The sequence below is a fragment of the Fibrella aestuarina BUZ 2 genome (assembly GCF_000331105.1).
GTDB lineage: Bacteria > Bacteroidota > Bacteroidia > Cytophagales > Spirosomataceae > Fibrella > Fibrella aestuarina.
In genome coordinates, this window is record NC_020054.1 from 6,758,266 (window position 1) to 6,775,444 (window position 17,179).

The window sequence follows — 17,179 nt, forward strand, 5'->3', positions numbered from 1 at the left end:
CACTTGGCCGTTTTACGTTGAAGGTCCTTCTAGTAGGCTCGTACTACCTTGCCTTCCATAAAGTTGACGAATGATTTGTTGACGACTTTGTTGCCGCCCGGCGTGGGGTAGTTACCCGTGAAGTACCAGTCGCCCGAGTGGTTGGGGCAAGCCTTGTGCAGATTCTCCACAGTCTGGTAGATCACCGCGACTTCGGCTTTCAGATCGACCTGATCGTTACGGCGGGGCGTGATGATGTCGGCCACTTTCCGCGAAATCTCGTCGTGCGTAAACGGTTCGAACAGCGCCTTCACGTAGTTCTCGGCAGTCGCGTTGCCCGTTTCAACGGCGGCAACGGCCTGCCCATAGACTTCGTCGACGATGTTGTTCAGGCCGCGTTCGTTGAGCAGTTGAAGCACCGCCCGGAACGCTACGAAATCCTTCACCTTCGACATATCGATGCCATAGCAGTCGGGGAAGCGGATCTGCGGCGCTGACGAAACGATCACGATTTTCTTCGGTTCCAGCCGGTCCAGCATGCGCAGGATACTCTTCTCCAGCGTCGTGCCGCGCACAATCGAGTCGTCGAGCACGACCAGTGTATCCACGCCTTTGCGCACCACCTCGTAGGTCGTGTCGTAGACGTTGGCCACCATTTCGTCGCGGTGGGTATCGTCAGTGATGAACGTGCGGAGCTTGACGTCTTTAGATACCAGTTTTTCAATCCGCGGCCGGAACGACAGTACCCGCTCGAGGTCCTTCTCAAACAGAATACCGTCCATTATCGCCTTCTTGCGCTGCTTGAAGAGGTAATCTTCCAGCCCTTCAACCATACCAAAGAAGGCGGTTTCGGCCGTATTGGGAATGTAGCTGAAGACGGTGTTCTCCAGATCGTAATTCACCTCTTCCAGAATCTGCGGCACCAGCAGGCGGCCCAGCATTTTCCGTTCGTTGTAAATATCGGGGTCAGTCGCGCGGGAAAAATAAATGCGCTCGAAGCTACACGACCGTTTTTCGATGGGTTCGATGAACTGGTATTCGTCGTACTCACCGTATTTGTCGACGATCAGCGCATGACCCGGCTTGATCTCCTGAATCTGGCTGTAATCGGCGTTAAAGGCCGTTTTGATGGCGGGTTTCTCCGAAGCCACCACGACCACCTCATCATCGGCGTAATAATAAGCAGGGCGGATACCGGCGGGGTCACGGGCCACAAACGACGCGCCGTAGCCCGTCATACCGACCATCGCATAACCACCGTCGAAATCACGGCACGAGCGGTGCAGTACCCGCTGAATATCGATGTTATCCTCGATGATATCCGACAGATCGGGGTTTTCGTAGATACCCTTGAACCGGTCGAATACGCGCTGATTTTCTTCGTCGAGGAAGTGCCCGATTTTCTCCATCACCGTTACGGTATCGACGAAGTCTTTCGGGTGCTGCCCAAGCGAGACCAGTTTATCAAACAACTGATCCACGTTGGTCATGTTGAAGTTACCGGCCATCACGAGGTTACGGCTCCGCCAGTTGCTTTGCCGCAGCATGGGGTGGCAGTTCTCGATTTCGTTGGCTCCGTGGGTGCCGTAACGCAGGTGACCCATCCAGACTTCGCCCGTGAAGGCTACGTTTTCCTGAAGCCACTTAGCATCGCGGGCATTTTCCTTGTTTTTTTTGAGGGCCTTGGCAAACTTCTTATTGATCTTGCCAAAGACGTCGGCCACCGGCTGATGATCGACGGAGCGGTAACGGCTGATGTAGCGATGACCGGGGGGTACGTCGAGCTTGATGTTGGCAACCCCGGCCCCATCCTGGCCCCGGTTTACCTGTTTTTCCATCAACAGCATCAGCTTGTTGACCGCGTAAAGGGGCGTACCATACTTATCGATGTAGTATTGATACGGTTTACGAAGACGCAGCAGCACGATGCCGCACTCGTGTTTAATAGCGTCGCTCATGGAAGCGTTACCTGGTTTGGCACCGGCGCGAACCAGCGCAGTTGGACTCAGTTCGTTGTATGAGGGTAACACCACGCCCCGTCGGAAACGTTCGGTGTACAGACACACAAAAGTACAGAGTTTCTGAGTCGGGGTGGCCAAACCACCGGACGATACCCCTTACTTTAATCGGATGTAACCATACCATTGCGGTGTGTGGCAGACGTGTGACTAGGTGGTAAAAAGCTGACGCGCGGCTACACATTCGCCTGCGATAACTACGCTGCTCTACCTAACAAATACCCCGCTTCCCGGAACCAGGCGTAGGCTTCTTCGATCGCCTGCCGGATGTGCGTCTGTGGTAATTTCAATTCATCGATAGCCTTTTGCGACGAAAAATAATGGCCGTCGTTGGCAATGAGCGTCATGGGTACGTTCACCAGACCGGGCCGACCCGTCAACCGGGCTTTCCAGTCGGAAAAACGGCCGTACCAGTGGGCAACATTGGGTGGCAATTCAAACCGCGGCGGACGTACCCCAGCAACCTCGGCCATGAGCGTGAACGCCTCTCGGTAGGTCAGGTTTTCGTGCCCCAGGATGTACGACTGCCCAATGCGGCCCATCGTCAGGGCGTTGACGGTAGCCACCGCTGCATCCCGGACGTGGACGTAGTTTTTGCCCCCCACCGGATAGCCGGGTACGTTCCGTTTGGCAATCGCCAGTAGCATCGCACCCGACGTGGGCTTGACATCGAGCGGCCCGAGTAGAAACGACGGATGCACCGACAACGCCGGTACGTCGTGGTTATGGGCGGCATCGCGCACCAGTTGCGTGGCTGCCACTTTGCTATCCATGTAATCGAGGCCGTAGACCGCGCCCGTGTAGGGCAGTTTCTCGGTGCCGGGCTGCTCCTTCGTGCCGAAGCCAAAGACATTGGCCGTACCGACATAGACTAGCCGACGTAGGTTCTCAGCCCGCACGGCGGCAATCACGTTTTCGGTGCCGGTTTTGTTAACCGCCCAGATGTCGGCGCTACGAGCCGGGTTGACCTGCGTGTTGGCCGCTACGTGAATAACGGCGGCGCACCCTTTGGCGGCACGGCGCAGATCGGGGGCGTTGAGGATGTCGCCCTCGGCAAACTCGATGGGTAGGGAACTGGCTCCACTCAGCAGCGCCTTACGGTCGCTGCCCGGCCGCACAAACGCCCGGACGTGGTAATTCCGGGCCAATAATTCACGCGCCACGTGGCTCCCCAAAAAGCCGTTAGCGCCCGTTAACAGAATAGTAGCTGGCATAGACCACAAAGGACGCAAACCACCCGCAACCTCGCTACCTACGCTTAATAAATAGCAAGGTTCTGCTTTACAGCTTTTGTATTCATTTAATTAGCTTGACATGCGTACCCGAAGAAGCATAGCAATCAATCCCGGCACCTAATATCAATACACTCACAATCAGTAACTTACTATTAATCGACTTTACGCTCTTTATTATGTTGGGTGAAGGGTCCAAGCTGCTGTTCGTATCTCAGCATATGACGACAGACAGCGCGGGTCACAGGGCAGGTTTTAGGCTTTCATTTCGGGGCCACCTGCGACAATTGGTACGTCTCGGTTTGGTAGGTCTTTTTTCGAGTCGGGCGGGCCACTTGTCGCAGGTGGCCCCAGTTGGGGATATTTGTAATTGCATGAATAAGCTGTCATCGTACTATAAACCGCAAGAACTAAAATGGTTTGACATCATCGGTTGGTATCAAATTATTGGTGGTTCAACCGGAATTGTGTGGCTGTTATGGGCTTTGACCCAAAGCACCAATCTTTTATTATGGCTGGCCATTGCGCTCGGTTTAGGACTAAACAGTTTTTCGATATACGCAGGCAGGCAACTGTTGAAGAACCGTGATTTTGGGCCAACTTACCTCATTCAGGCGATTCAGATTTTAAGCTTTATTGGATTGGGCTTGACTTATCAGGTTGTTATTGGCTTAGCCTTAGGCGCGGGCTTCGAATGGATTGAGAATGCTGATATAGTTGCTAATTTCAAAATTTTATCCCTTTATGAATTTAAGTACAGTCCTGCCCAGACAGACAAGATTCGGGTCGTAATCAATTTTATTCCTGTGTTCATTATCAACTATTTAATAAAGCGGAAGGAAGAAGCAGAAGATAGAAAGCGTTTAGCTGAGTACTCGTCGGCAAACGTTTAAATCGCTCCGCGTGTGTCGCTCTTCGGCGACAGGCAGCGCGTCCCGTGTTCGGGCCGACAGCCCAACCGGGCGTGTGTGTAAAGGTTCGCTACGCTCACCATCACCACACGCGGTCGTTGGGTGCGGGTTCATAATGGGAGTTCAAGGTGGGTTACTCGCGACAGTGGAGCCGCCCCGACAGGCAAGTTTAGGCTCATTTGCCCGATTCCGGTCGACAGATTGCACGGCTCGACAGGTTAGCTTTGGGCTCGTTTTGCGGCTTAGGTTGACACAAGAAATTAGAGCAGTTGATAATGAAAAAAATAAGTAAACCGATACTGATTCTTATCATAGTTGAGCTTGCTTTGTTAGCCTATTACTTTTACCAACAGCCTCTTTGTGAGCCATGTTTATCGAACACAGATTGTCCGCCCTGTAGAAGTAATGAACAAATTGGAGCAATCTGGGTGGGAATTTTTATTGGGGTCCTTGCAGTAGGTTATTTATTTTTAGTTCGTCGACATACAAAGTGACAGAATGTGATTGCCCTTTTTGGTTCCGCGTGGGGTTGCTTCCCGTTGACAGGCAGCACGTCCCGTGGGCAAGGAGCAGCCCAACATGATGAGTGTGTAAAGGTGCAGGTACCTGTGTTCAGGTAGCTAATTCACTCACCATCAACATCTGCGGGCGTTGGGTGACCCGTCTAAGTAAGCGGGTATGCCACGTAACGGGTGACAGAATAACGAGTTGATAGCGAACATTCTTTATTGGTTCGCCACGTACTTGTTGACAGTTTAGTCACCGTTCGACAGCACGATTTTTATGGTGTTTGACATCTGCTTGGACAGGTCGGTCACTGCTGGACAGAACGAAAAAATGCGTTTGGGGCACGGGAGGGACTATCCTGATAAATTAGTTTTAGAAATATGGACAAGAGGGCTTTTGAAACTTTAAACCAATACCTTGAAAGAGTGCCAGCCATTGAAAAACCGATCGCCTTTGGCTCAGACGACAAGGAATTTTGGTGGGTAAAATTTAGTATCGACATTACCCACAAATTGGCTTGGCAAGCCGTCCAAGAAATTGGTTTTGTCTGTAATTATTTGTCTGTCAGTGAACGCTTACCCACCGTGTTTTATCCAGTTTCACCACCGCCTTACCTAAACGGTGGACCGAAAGACTACTTGTCATGGGTAATTGAAACAAAAGATAAGGATTTTAAACCGGGTACGCTGATGAAATGGTTGGAGGGGCGTCTTCCTCAGCCCGTTGACGACTTAACACAGTGGGTATCTGGCGAAGCAGAGGAAGGTGATGAAGATGATTAAACTTACCGCTCTGTGGGGGCCACTTACCCCGCACAGGAAAACGGCTGGATAGGCCAGCGCGGCAACCCTACGCAGGCGAAGGTGTAACGTACCTGATTGTGGCTTATCTTATTTCCACCATCAGCCTTTTCGTTCGTTGGTGCAGCCAACAGATAACGTGTGTTTGCCGGGCTTCGTGCGACCTGCCGCACGGCTCGGATAGACAGGCGGTTTACTCGTTAGGCCGATTTCGGTCTGCAAGTGGACTGCCACGTTATGCTGGCTCAGAGATGCATTTCAAATTATCAGCTGACAAGTCGAATTGATGTAGAATAATTGAAATGATGAAAACATATCAATCCAAATTAGGCCCAGAATTATTCCTTATTCTTTTAGTAGCACTAGGAGGACCTTTCTTGTTAATGGTTTACGACAGAAATTGGCCTGGAATAAGTATTGTTTTTGTGAGTATCGTATTCGTAGCTCATGTAATTATGACTACCTATTACCAAATTTCAGGCAACGAGTTAACCATAAAAGCGGGATTTGTTTTTAATAAAACAGTGGACATAACTACAATCAGACGGGTGGTATCTACTCGTAACATTCTTAGTGCACCAGCTACCTCGCTTGATAGACTTGAGTTAGTTTACAATCGCTATGACAGTGTGCTTATATTTCCAAGTGATAAGGCGGGTTTCATTAAAGATTTATTGGCGGTGAAGGCGGACATAGAAGTAAAACTATAAAATTCCGTTGCGCATAGGACCACTTTTGAGTGACAGGAAGCACGTCCTGAAGGCAAAGTTTCAACCCAACAAGCAAAGGTGTAAAGGCCGTGGTACGTTCGTTCAGGAAAGTATTCAGTGCGCCATCAGCCCTTTGGGTCATTAGATGGAATTAAACGCCTCTCATAGCGCTTGGGCTTGGTGACTCTAACGTACCTGCCGGTTAGGCCGTCTCTGCTATTCCTGTTATCAGGCATTCAGTGGGTCAGTCTACTTCTTTTCCTACCTCCTTGTAAGTCCTCATCATTTGCTATATCCGTAGTTGAATTTACGAAAACACGGCCTGCAAGGCTGTAGACGGTGGTGTTGGGATTAACTTGTGGGGCGTTCCCTCGCTGGGTACGTTATACAACCTCCCTAATTCTTCATGCAACGCCTGTTTCTTTTGCTAGGCGGCTGGCTGATGGCTGCTATGGCCCTCGCCCAGTCACCGGTACCAGTGTCCCAAAAACGCTCGCTCAACGCCGCCGACTATGACCGCTGGCAGAATGTCAGCTCCGAAAAACACGCCCCCAACGGTCAATGGCTCGCCTACCAGATCGACCCGCAGGAGGGTGATGGCCAATTGCTGGTCTCGGCTGTTGGTACCGCATCACCCCGCTATCGGCTGGCGCGTGGCTACGACGCCCGCTTTTCGGCCGACAGCCGGTTTCTGGTTGCCAAGCTTAAGGCGCCACTAGCCGATACCCGTAAGGCCAAGCTCAAAAAGAAAAAAGCCGACGAACTGCCCAAAGACTCTCTCGCGGTCGTCGAGCTGGCGTCGGGCAAGATTACTCGATTCGCCAACGTGAAATCGTATGTGCTGGGGAAAGATGGCGGTTCGTGGGTAGCGCTGTTGCAGGAACGCAAACCCGATGCCCCGGCGCCCCGCCCCACGGCCGCCGCGAAAGACGCCACCAACCCGGTCACGATTAGTCCGGCCTCAACGACAGCCACGGCGAAAAAGGCGGCGCCGAAAAAACCAAAGGCCGACGATATGGTGCTGTTCAACATGGCCGACGGCGCGCAGCAGCGGGTCAGGTACGTGTCAAGCGTCGTTATGTCCGACAACGGGCAGCGGGTGGCGTTTGCCCGCGAGTCGATTATCGATAGCCTAAAATCGGGCGACGTGCTGCTGCCGGGCGTTTTCACCTTCCGCACCGATACGCGGCAACTGACCGTCATCGACACGTCGGGATTGCACAAGGTATACAAAGGGCTGGCCGTCGACAAAGCGGGCGATCAGCTCGCCTGGATGGCCTCGGCCGACTCCGCCGGTGCCGAACAGAAGGTTTTTCGGCTGTATTACAAAAACCTGGGCAACAAACCGGTGGTTGGGCAAGCCAAAAAGGGTAGCAAGATCAAGTCCGGGCAGACCAAACTGCCCTTTATCCAGACGACGAGCGGGGCGGGGACCATCGTCGCCGATACCACTACGGCCGCGCTACCTAAAGGCTGGTCGGTCAATGAATACGCGCCCGTTCGGTTCGCCAACGATGGGCAGCGGCTTTATTTCGCGACGTCGCCCGTGCCGCCCCGCATCAAAAAAGACACGCTGACACCTGACGATGAGAAGGTGAAAGTGGACGTCTGGACCTGGAACGACAGTCGGATTCAGCCCATGCAGCAAAAACGGCTGAAGGACGAGAAAGAGCGCGGCTTCACCACCGTCTGCGACCTCACCACCGGCGCCGTGGTGCCCCTCGCCAGCCGCGACGTACCCACCGTCGCCATCGATTACAAGACCAACCAACGCTATTGGCTGGGCGTGAGCGACGTGCCCTATCAGGTGAGTAGCTCGTGGGACCCCGGCCACCTTGATCTGTACCTCATCGACAGTCAGACCGGCCAGAAAACCCGCATTGCCCACGACCTGATTGCCTCGGAGGCCAAACTCTCGCCGGGCGGCAAGTACGCTTACTGGTTCGACGAACGCGATACACTCTGGCGGGCGTGGTCGGTGGCCGACGGCAAACGCATCGACCTGACGCGCGGCCTGCCGGACAAGTTCTTCGACGAAGAGCACGACACCCCCAGCTTACCCGGTAGCTACGGCGCGGCAGGCTGGACGACCAACGACCGCTACATCTGGGTATATGATCGCTATGACCTCTGGCAAATTGACCCTACTGGTCGCGAAAAACCGCGTAACCTCACCAACAGCTGGGGCCGCACCAACAAGGTTCGCTTACGCCGTGTTGCGCTCGAACGCACCGACGGCCCTACCGACGAGCGGGCCATCAAACCCACCGACGACCTGTACCTGACGGGTTTCTGGGAGGGCGACAAGCATACGGGTATCCTGCGCAAACGACCGGGTATGACCTCAGCGACCCAAATCAACCCGGGCGGTGAGCTACAAATCCTGCTCAACAGCGGCCACCGCTATTCGAATATGACCAAGGCGAAAAACGGCTCGACGATTACCTACCACCGGGGAAATTTCCGCGAGCCCAATAACCTGTTCCAGACCGATACGACGTTCAGCACACAGCAGCAGTTGACGCAGATCAACCCGCAGCAGGATAGCCTCCGCTGGGGTTCGGTCGAACTGGTCAAGTGGACGGGGACCAACGGAATCGAGCTGGAAGGGCTACTCTACAAACCAGAGGGCTTCGACCGTAACGACAGACCGCCCGGCACCAAATACCCCATGCTGACGTACTTCTACGAACGCAGCGCCGAAACCCTGCCCGACTACAAAGCGCCCACGCCAAGCCGCTCGACCATCAACATTCCCTATTGCGTATCGAATGGGTACGTTGTCTTCGTGCCCGACATCGTGTACACCACGGGCAACCCCGGCCAGAACGCCTACGACTGCATCGTGCCGGGCGTGCTGAGCCTGCTCAACCGGGGTTACATCGACCGCGACCGGCTGGGTATTCAGGGGCAAAGTTGGGGCGGTTACCAGACAGCCTACATCATCACGCGCACGAACCTGTTCCGGGCGGCGATGGCGGGCGCTCCCGTGGCCAACATGACGTCGGCCTACGGCGGTATCCGCTGGGGAACGGGGCTGGTCCGGCAGTTTCAGTACGAGAAAACGCAAAGCCGCATCGGTGGTACACTTTGGGAGAAACCCATGAATTACCTCGAAAACTCGCCGCTGTTCTATGCCAATCGCGTGGAAACGCCGCTGCTGATGATGCACAACGACGCCGACGGATCGGTGCCGTGGTATCAGGGGATCGAGATGTACTCGGCGTTGCGCCGGTTGCAGAAGCCCGTCTGGATGCTGGTCTATAACGGCGAAGACCACAATCTGACCCAGCGCCACAACGCCAAAGACCTCAGCATCCGGATGTATCAGTTCTTCGATCACTACCTCAAAAACGCGCCTGCCCCCAGTTGGATGACCGAGGGCCGCAGCGCCGTCGAGAAAGACCGGGGCGAACTGAAGTATTAAGTGAACATGGGGCTAAGGGAATGGGGCTGCGTCCGGCACAAGCTAAACAACGTACCCAGGCATTGCCCCCAGCCCCATGCCCCTAGCCCTTCGCCTCCTATTTTTTCCTACCTTTTGCCTATGAAATCGATACAACTTTTCCTGATTGCGCTGCTGTGCGTACCCGTAGCGGCTTTTTCACAGACCATGTCGGCGTCGGCGCTCGACGAAGCCGCGATTATGCAGACGGTCGATGACCTGTTTGAAGGCATGAAAAACGCCGATGCCGCGAAGGTAAAGGGCACGTTCGCGACCGGCGCCAGCCTCCAGTCGGTGGTGAACAAAGATGGCGTTGTGAGCGTCCGCACGGAGTCGATTGACGGGTTTGCTGAATCCATTGGTAAAGCCAAACCCAACGACCTGATCGAGGCCATCGACCCCTACCAGATCCTGATCGACACGGATCTGGCGACGGCGTTTATCCCCTACAAATTCACCTACAAAGGGAAACTTCACCACTGCGGTGCCAACGCCTTCACGCTCGTGCGGCTTAACGGCGCCTGGAAAATTCAGGCCATCATCGACACCCGCCGGGAGTGCCAGTAGGACTATAGTCTGGAAAGTCGTTTAGGAACATAAGTCAATAGTCTGGACAGTCATTTAACGTTTGGTTTCGCAGAAGCGACCATAAAAACGACTGTCCAGACTATTAACTTATGTTCCTAAACGACTATCCAGACTGTCAGAACACCACGTTGTCGATGAGTCGCACGGGGCCGAGTTGAGCCGCGAGGCAAAGGGCTGTCTGGCCGGGAGCCTGTAGCTCATCGACCGGTTGAAGCGTATCGGCGTTGACCACCTCGATGTAATCAAGCGTGAACGCGGGGCGGGCGGCCAGGTACGTTGCCACGGCGACCTGGGCCTGTTGGGGCCTTTCACCAGCCAGCAATTTCGTTTTGGCCAGCGTTAGCGCCTCGAACAGCGCCGGCGCCTGGGTACGTTCGTCGGGTGAGAGGCGTACGTTTCGCGACGACATCGCCAGCCCATCGGCTTCGCGAATGGTATCGCAACGGATCAGGTCGATCGGAAAACTCAGGTCGCGCACCAGCCGCCGAATCACAGCCACCTGCTGCAGGTCCTTCTGACCGAAATAGGCGCGGTCGGGTTGGACCATATGGAATAACTTACTGACAACCAGCCCCACACCGTTGAAATGACCCGGCCGGGAGGCGCCTTCCATCACCGTTTCCAGGTCGCCAAAGTCGAGGCGTAGCGTGGCGGGGTGCGGGTACATTTCGGCCACCGACGGCGAAAAAAGTACATCGGTTCCAACGCTTTCGAGCTGCGCCGAGTCCTGTTCTAGCGTGCGGGGGTATTTGGCCAGGTCTTCGGGGTTGTTAAACTGCGTGGGGTTGACAAAAATGCTGACGACGACGAGGTCGCACTCCTGACGGGCGCGTTCGACCAGGGCTAGATGGCCCGGATGCAGCGCACCCATCGTCGGGACGAAGCCAATCGTCTGACCCGCAGCGCGCTGTTGAGTAAGGTATTGACGGAGGGAAAAAACAGTATCGAAGGTATGCATGACAACGGCTAAAAGGCGCGTAAAAACGGGCTGTTTTGGGAGGCACAACGCACCGGGGGAAATTGTAATTTTTAGGGCAAAATGTATTGAAATGCGGTATTTTTTTGCTTAATTTTGCAAGTTTTTTAGGTGAATTCGTCCAACCCATTCTTCTCTTGCCTCTATGAGCAAACTTCGCATTTTGTACGTTGCCAGCGAAATCACACCCTTCCTCAAGACTACCGACGTGGCCGATTTTGTGCGCAAGTTACCGCAGGACATGCAGGAACGGGGCATGGAAATTCGGATACTGGTGCCCCGCTTTGGCCTGATCAACGAACGCAAAAACCGGTTGCATGAAGTTGTCCGCTTATCGGGCATCAACATCTCGGTTGGCGACGAAGAAAAGCCGCTGATCATCAAGGTCGCGTCGATTCCAACGGCCAAGTTACAGGTGTATTTTATTGACAATGAAGATTACTTCCACCGTAAGTATGTATTTCACGACAAAGAAGACCGTTTCTACGACGACAACGACGAACGGGCGATCTTCTTTTGCAAGGGTGTCCTCGAAACTGTGAAAAAACTCGGCTGGTCGCCGGATATTGTGCACTGCAATGACTGGATGACCTCGCTGATTCCGTTGTATTTGAAAACCACCTATAAGAACGACCCGATGTTTAAAGACACGAAGTCGGTCTTCACAGTGTACAATAACTCGTTTGAGCACCGTTTTAATGCCAACGATCTGGTTGAAAAGGCCAAGATGATGGACATTGACAACACCATGCTCAGCCACCTCGAATCGGGTGATTTCACCGGATTCATTAAAATTGGTTGCGCCTACGCCGACGCCGTTGTGGACGCGGGCGAAACTGAACACGAAAGTCTGACTGCCATTTTGAATGAAATTGCCGAACACAAACTCGACCTCGCCCAGGCGGAAACCAACGTTACCGACCGTTACTACAACATCTACACGCAACTGGTTAGCTAGACTTGCCGTCGTGGCCAGCATGCTGGCGGCGGTAGTAGCCTGCGAAGAGCCGAAGGAAATTGGCCTTGCGCCCACCAACGAGGTGGGCGTTCTTTATACCGATACGCTCACCATCACCCGCACCACGGCTCAGTTCGATTCGGTGCGGAGCAATGACCAGAGTACGTTGCTGGTAGGGCGCTATACCGATCCGGTTTTTGGTCAGGTGCAGGCGAAGAGCTACGCCGCCCTACAGCAATCGGCCGCTTTCGTCGTATACGATTCTAACACAACAAATCCGACGCCTGCCAGCCGAATTATCCTGGACTCAACGCGACTGATCGTTAGCCTGAACGGGATTTGGTACGGCGACACGACAGTACCACATGAGCTTGTGGTAACCCGAATGACCGACAGTTTACGGCGGTCTCAGAACTACGACATCAGCACGGTTGTGCCAGTTGGCAGTCAGATCATTGCCCGGCGGACCATTCGGCCCCGCCCTTTAAGCGCCGATACGTCGACGATCATTCCAATCGACAACAGTGTCGGTCGGGAGCTGTTAGCGTTGGCCAATTCCAGCGCCAGTACACTGACCTCCACAGGTACGTTTATTGATCCGAACGGTTTTCGCCAACAGGTCACGCGTGATTTTCAATTTTCGCTGGGCGGAACGAGCCCAGCGTCGGTATTGGGTTTGTCACTATCGAGCACAGGTATCCTTGTCTATTACCACGTAGAAGGTGAAAAAACTGCGTTCCGCGAACCTCAGTATTTTCCCTTCTCGGGCAAACGGTTCAACCAAATTACGGCCAGCCGGGCAAGCACACCGCTTTCGACGTTACGACCCGGCCAAAGCCTGACAGCCACCGTGACGGGACGTACCTACGTGCAACCGGGCACGGGCATCACGACCAAACTGGCCTTTCCTTCGCTGAAAGCACTGCTCCAGTCGGGTCGGATTGCTATTAACCGAGCTGATCTGGTGGTTACGCCGCTGGCTGCTGACGACGCCAAACGGCCCTTACCACGCTTCTTAGCACTGTCTGAAATAGACGGTAACAACCGGTTGGTTCGATCAGATCTTTCTACGGGTGCCGTGCGCCTGTTTACGGTGCAGACTCAGGGTCCGGTATCGCGTAGCCCGGTTTATTACGCTGCCGCGCAGGTACAGCAGCTTGACCCTCGTACCAACTCCTACACATTTCAGGTAGCCGGTTATTTGCAATCGATCGTGTCGGGCGTCAGTCCTAACAACGACCTCGCTATTCTGACGCCGAGTGGCAGCTTATTTGGACAAAGCCAAACGACCGGTGCCCTGATTGACCAGACGCAGGCGGTTTTGAGCGACCGGGTTTGGCGCATGGTGCTTGACGGCAAAGCCAGCGTGAAACTGGTGCTGTTTTATACGAAGTCAAACTAGTTGATTACCTTACCAGATACGGGGTATCTTTCAGGCACGACATCGCTTCGCCAACCGGCGGCGACCAGTCTGAAGGGTACCCCGTACATCCTTTTAGTTATCAGCAACCCTAAAATCGGGCGTTCTCTGTTACCTTTCGGTAACGAACGTTATTTCACCCACCTCTCCTTCTTAACAGTTCATTCTTAACTACGAATACCTATGTGCGGCATTGTAGCTTATGTAGGGCATCGGGAAGCATGCCCCCTCGTGATCAAAGGTTTAAAACGACTCGAATACCGGGGGTACGATAGCGCCGGCGTGGCGTTGCTCAATGGCGAAGGGCTGAAAGTGTACAAGAAAAAAGGCAAAGTATCGGCCCTTGAGCACGAACTGGCCGACAAGTCCCTGCATGCGACCATTGGCATGGGGCATACCCGCTGGGCCACGCACGGCGAACCCAATGACGTCAACGCGCACCCGCATTATTCCTTTCACAAAAAGCTGGCGATCATCCACAACGGGATCATCGAGAACTACGCGACCATCAAGGAAACGCTGCTTCGCAAAGGGCATACCTTTGCCAGCCAGACGGATACCGAGGTGCTGGGGCAGTTTATCGAAGACATCTGGGAAAACGCGGGCGGTACGCTGGAAGAAGCCGTTCGAGCCGCGTTGCAGGAAGTGGCCGGGGCCTACGCTATCGTGGTCATGAACGCCGAAGACCCCACCCAACTGGTGGCCGCTCGCAAAGGCAGCCCGCTGGTGATTGGCGTGGGTGAGGGCGAATATTTCTTTGCCTCCGATGCCTCGCCCATTATCGAATACACCAAGGATGTGGTTTACCTCAACGATTACGAGGTGGCCAACGTGCAGGCGGGTAAACTGAGCATCGTTACGCTCGACAACACGAAGACAACGCCATACATCCAGAAAGTAGAAATGGAACTCGCAGCCATCGAAAAAGGCGGTTTCGACCATTTCATGCTGAAGGAAATCTTCGAGCAACCCCGCTCCATTGCCGACTCCATGCGCGGTCGGGTCAACGCCGACGAAGGCACGCTCCAACTGGGTGGCCTCCGCGATTACATGGATAAGCTGGCCAAATCGAAGCGGATCATTATCGTGGGTTGCGGCACCTCCTGGCATGCTGGGCTGGTGGCCGAATACATTTTTGAGGAACTGGCCCGTATCCCGGTTGAAGTCGAGTACGCCTCGGAGTTCCGCTACCGGAACCCGATCATCAAAGAGGGCGATATCGTCATTGCCATCTCGCAGTCGGGTGAAACGGCCGATACGCTGGCGGCCATCGAACTGGCCAAGTCGAAAGGGGCTACCATTTTCGGCGTTTGTAACGTGGTAGGCTCGTCCATTGCGCGGGCTACCCACGCGGGAGCCTACACCCACGCGGGCCCCGAAATTGGCGTAGCCAGCACCAAGGCCTTCACGGCGCAAGTGACGGTGCTCACGCTGATGGCTCTGGCCGCCGCCCAGCGCAAAGGCGCTATTTCCGACACTCTGTTCCGGCAGTTGCTGGCCGAGTTGGAAACCATTCCGGCCAAAGTGGAGCGGGTGCTGGAGAGCGCCGAAAAGATCAAGGAAATCGCCTATATCTTCACTTACGCCCGCAACTTCATTTACCTGGGTCGGGGCCTCAACTTCCCCGTGGCGCTGGAGGGAGCGCTGAAACTGAAAGAAATCAGCTACATCCACGCCGAGGGATACCCCGCCGCCGAGATGAAGCACGGCCCCATTGCCCTTATCGACGAAGACATGCCGGTGGTGGTAACAGCCACGCAGGATAGCTCGTACGAAAAGGTCGTTTCAAACATTCAGGAAGTCAAAGCCCGCAAGGGCCGCGTGATTGCCGTCGTAACGGAAGGCGACACCCACCTGCCCTCGATGGTCGATTTCACCATCGAGATCCCGAAGGTGCACGAGATTCTGATGCCGCTGGTGTCGGTGGTGCCGCTGCAACTGCTGGCCTACGACATCGCCGTGATGCGTGGTCGTAACGTCGATCAGCCGCGTAACCTGGCCAAATCGGTGACCGTGGAGTAAATCGACTTCATTGCCTTATCTGCAAACGCCCGCTTCGATCGGAAACTGATGGAAGCGGGCGTTTTCTTATTCGAATGATTCGGCCAGCCGCCGCGTGGGTAAGCCTGATGCCTGGGCAGCGATGGGGGCGGGCGTCGGGGGTGTACTTCCTTCGTCGTGCCGGAATTTGGTCACACCAACCAGGACACGGCCCTGCTGCACAGCCGTTCGCTTCGCCTCATAAGCCGCGTCGATCGCCTCTCGGACGTACCCTGCCGCGTTGGCATAGCCGCCTTTTTGCTCAACGGCTAGAAATAACGCCCAGGCTGCTTCGACCAGCTGGTGCGTCAGTGTTTCGATGTAATAACTCCCCGCCGATGGATCGGCCACGCGCCCAAACTGACTTTCTTCCAGCAGCAGCGTCGATACATTACGGGCAATGCGCTGACTGAACTCGGTCACCGACTCGGCTAGCACGGCATCGTAGGGGCGCACGGTGAGCCAATCGCAACCGCCAATCACAGCCGCCATCGCCTCCGTCGTGTTGCGGAGCAGGTTGGTGTAGGGTGTAGCGGCTGCCTCGTAGAAAGCCGACGTTTCGCCGTGTACTAAAAACGGCGTGGCAGTGAGCCCATACCCTGCCCCAAATCGGGCCAGCAACACGCGCAGCGCCCGCAGCTTGGCGATTTCCAGAAAATAACTAGTACCCACAGCCAGCCGAATGGTCGTTTTAGCGGCTAGTTGCTCGGCCGCAAAGCCGGCTTCGGTAAGCTGATCGAAGGTATCGGCAAGCTGAGCCAGCGTAAACGCCAGCTCCTGCGTAGCCGTGGCCCCAGCATTGTGGATAACTACCCCATCTATGTGGATAACTCGAAACTGCGGCGATTCTTCTGCCTTTTTCAGGCTGTTCACCAGCTGACTTACCGGCTGATTAGGTGGGCCCATCAATCCGCCCCGCAACTGGTAGGGTGCCACGTTTTGCAGGGCTGCCATGAAGGCCTCCCCATTGCCCGTTACGGCGAAGCAAACCGGCGTGTCGCTCAGTTTTATCCCGTTCAGCAAGAGCGACAGGTTGATGTCGGCCGGTACGTGTAACAGCAGCGCATCGGCGCCATTGGCAATCGCCTCGCGCAATACGGTATTTTGAGCCCGTACATCAGTGGCGTCGATGGTGTAGGCCGGGGCGTTGAGCCAGCCCGGCTGGGTACGTTGCGCCGCCTGTATCGCTGCCAGCGGCAACGTACCCACGTGCTCAGCCGTGTAATACGGTTCAGCCGTAAACCCTTCCGGCGTTGCCCAGCGAAGCGTTTCGTAGGCACCGGGATCTTTCAGGTCTTTCTGCACCTGCGCCAGCCAGTCGACATAGGTGAGAGATGGAAATGTATGTTGCATCGTTTGTTGATTACGGGTTGGCTCGACTAAGTAATTCTGCGGCTTACCGGTTGAGGTCGGGCGGCACCTGGGCTTTCGTCAGTCAAAAATCCATCAAAATCGGCGATGTACAATCCGCCTTCGTTCTATAAATTCAATGCCCAACGTCTAACTTACTTTCTTACTTTTGTCTCCCTTTTTAACAGCCGTACCTCCGTCTTGACGTTAGTTATTCAGTGAATCCCTTCCCATCGCCCGGCCCT

Annotated in this window: 12 protein-coding genes; 8 read left to right on the forward strand and 4 right to left on the reverse strand. The window is 54.7% G+C overall.

All coding sequences use genetic code 11. The features are described from left to right. Positions 1–29: 29 nt before the first annotated feature. Both FAES_RS28010 and FAES_RS28015 read right to left on the reverse strand, forming a co-directional pair. Positions 30–1,937: an amidophosphoribosyltransferase gene (locus FAES_RS28010; RefSeq protein WP_041258458.1), complete on the reverse strand. Its 1,908-nt coding sequence runs from the start codon at positions 1,935–1,937 to the stop codon at positions 30–32. A gap of 257 nt (positions 1,938–2,194) precedes the next feature. Further along, on the reverse strand, positions 2,195–3,211 hold the full coding sequence (locus tag FAES_RS28015) for an NAD-dependent epimerase/dehydratase family protein (protein ID WP_015334584.1): 1,017 nt from the start codon (positions 3,209–3,211) through the stop codon (positions 2,195–2,197). A gap of 392 nt (positions 3,212–3,603) precedes the next feature. On the opposite strand from FAES_RS28015, the gene FAES_RS28020 reads away from it, so the two are divergent. The 5 genes from FAES_RS28020 to FAES_RS28040 all read left to right on the forward strand — a co-directional run bounded on the left by FAES_RS28020 (position 3,604) and on the right by FAES_RS28040 (position 10,169). Further along, on the forward strand, positions 3,604–4,122 hold the full coding sequence (locus tag FAES_RS28020; RefSeq protein WP_148289463.1) for a hypothetical protein: 519 nt from the start codon (positions 3,604–3,606) through the stop codon (positions 4,120–4,122). A 905-nt stretch (positions 4,123–5,027) separates the two neighbouring features. Continuing rightward, positions 5,028–5,429 carry a hypothetical protein gene (locus tag FAES_RS28025; RefSeq protein ID WP_041258460.1) on the forward strand — a complete coding sequence of 134 codons (402 nt, stop codon included), beginning with the start codon at positions 5,028–5,030 and terminating at the stop codon, positions 5,427–5,429. 323 nt (positions 5,430–5,752) lie between these two features. Next, positions 5,753–6,157, forward strand: a complete 405-nt coding sequence (locus tag FAES_RS28030; RefSeq protein WP_041259597.1) for a PH domain-containing protein — start codon at positions 5,753–5,755, stop codon at positions 6,155–6,157. Between the two features lie 406 nt (positions 6,158–6,563). Beyond that, positions 6,564–9,584 (forward strand): S9 family peptidase, encoded by a 3,021-nt coding sequence (locus FAES_RS28035; protein ID WP_015334585.1) that lies wholly within the window; start codon positions 6,564–6,566, stop codon positions 9,582–9,584. 120 nt (positions 9,585–9,704) lie between these two features. Next, complete coding sequence (locus FAES_RS28040; protein WP_041258461.1) at positions 9,705–10,169, forward strand: nuclear transport factor 2 family protein; 465 nt, start codon at positions 9,705–9,707, stop codon at positions 10,167–10,169. A 136-nt stretch (positions 10,170–10,305) separates the two neighbouring features. On the opposite strand, the gene panC is transcribed toward FAES_RS28040, so the two are convergent. After that, the gene (gene panC / locus FAES_RS28045; protein WP_015334587.1) at positions 10,306–11,148 is read right to left on the reverse strand and encodes a pantoate--beta-alanine ligase; all 843 of its coding nucleotides are present in this window, start codon (positions 11,146–11,148) and stop codon (positions 10,306–10,308) included. 163 nt (positions 11,149–11,311) lie between these two features. Here panC and FAES_RS28050 point away from each other — a divergent pair, with 163 nt between their 5' ends. The 3 genes from FAES_RS28050 to glmS all read left to right on the forward strand — a co-directional run bounded on the left by FAES_RS28050 (position 11,312) and on the right by glmS (position 15,566). Further along, entirely contained in the window at positions 11,312–12,124 is an 813-nt protein-coding gene (locus tag FAES_RS28050) for a glycogen/starch synthase (protein WP_015334588.1), read from the forward strand. A gap of 19 nt (positions 12,125–12,143) precedes the next feature. Further along, positions 12,144–13,526: a DUF4270 family protein gene (locus FAES_RS28055; RefSeq protein WP_041258462.1), complete on the forward strand. Its 1,383-nt coding sequence runs from the start codon at positions 12,144–12,146 to the stop codon at positions 13,524–13,526. Positions 13,527–13,727: 201 nt separating this feature from the next. Next, positions 13,728–15,566, forward strand: coding sequence for a glutamine--fructose-6-phosphate transaminase (isomerizing) (glmS, locus tag FAES_RS28060; RefSeq protein ID WP_015334590.1), 1,839 nt, complete (start codon positions 13,728–13,730; stop codon positions 15,564–15,566). A gap of 66 nt (positions 15,567–15,632) precedes the next feature. On the opposite strand, the gene FAES_RS28065 is transcribed toward glmS, so the two are convergent. Next, positions 15,633–16,937, reverse strand: a complete 1,305-nt coding sequence (locus FAES_RS28065) for a methylmalonyl-CoA mutase family protein (protein WP_015334591.1) — start codon at positions 16,935–16,937, stop codon at positions 15,633–15,635. Between the last annotated feature and the right edge of the window lie 242 nt (positions 16,938–17,179).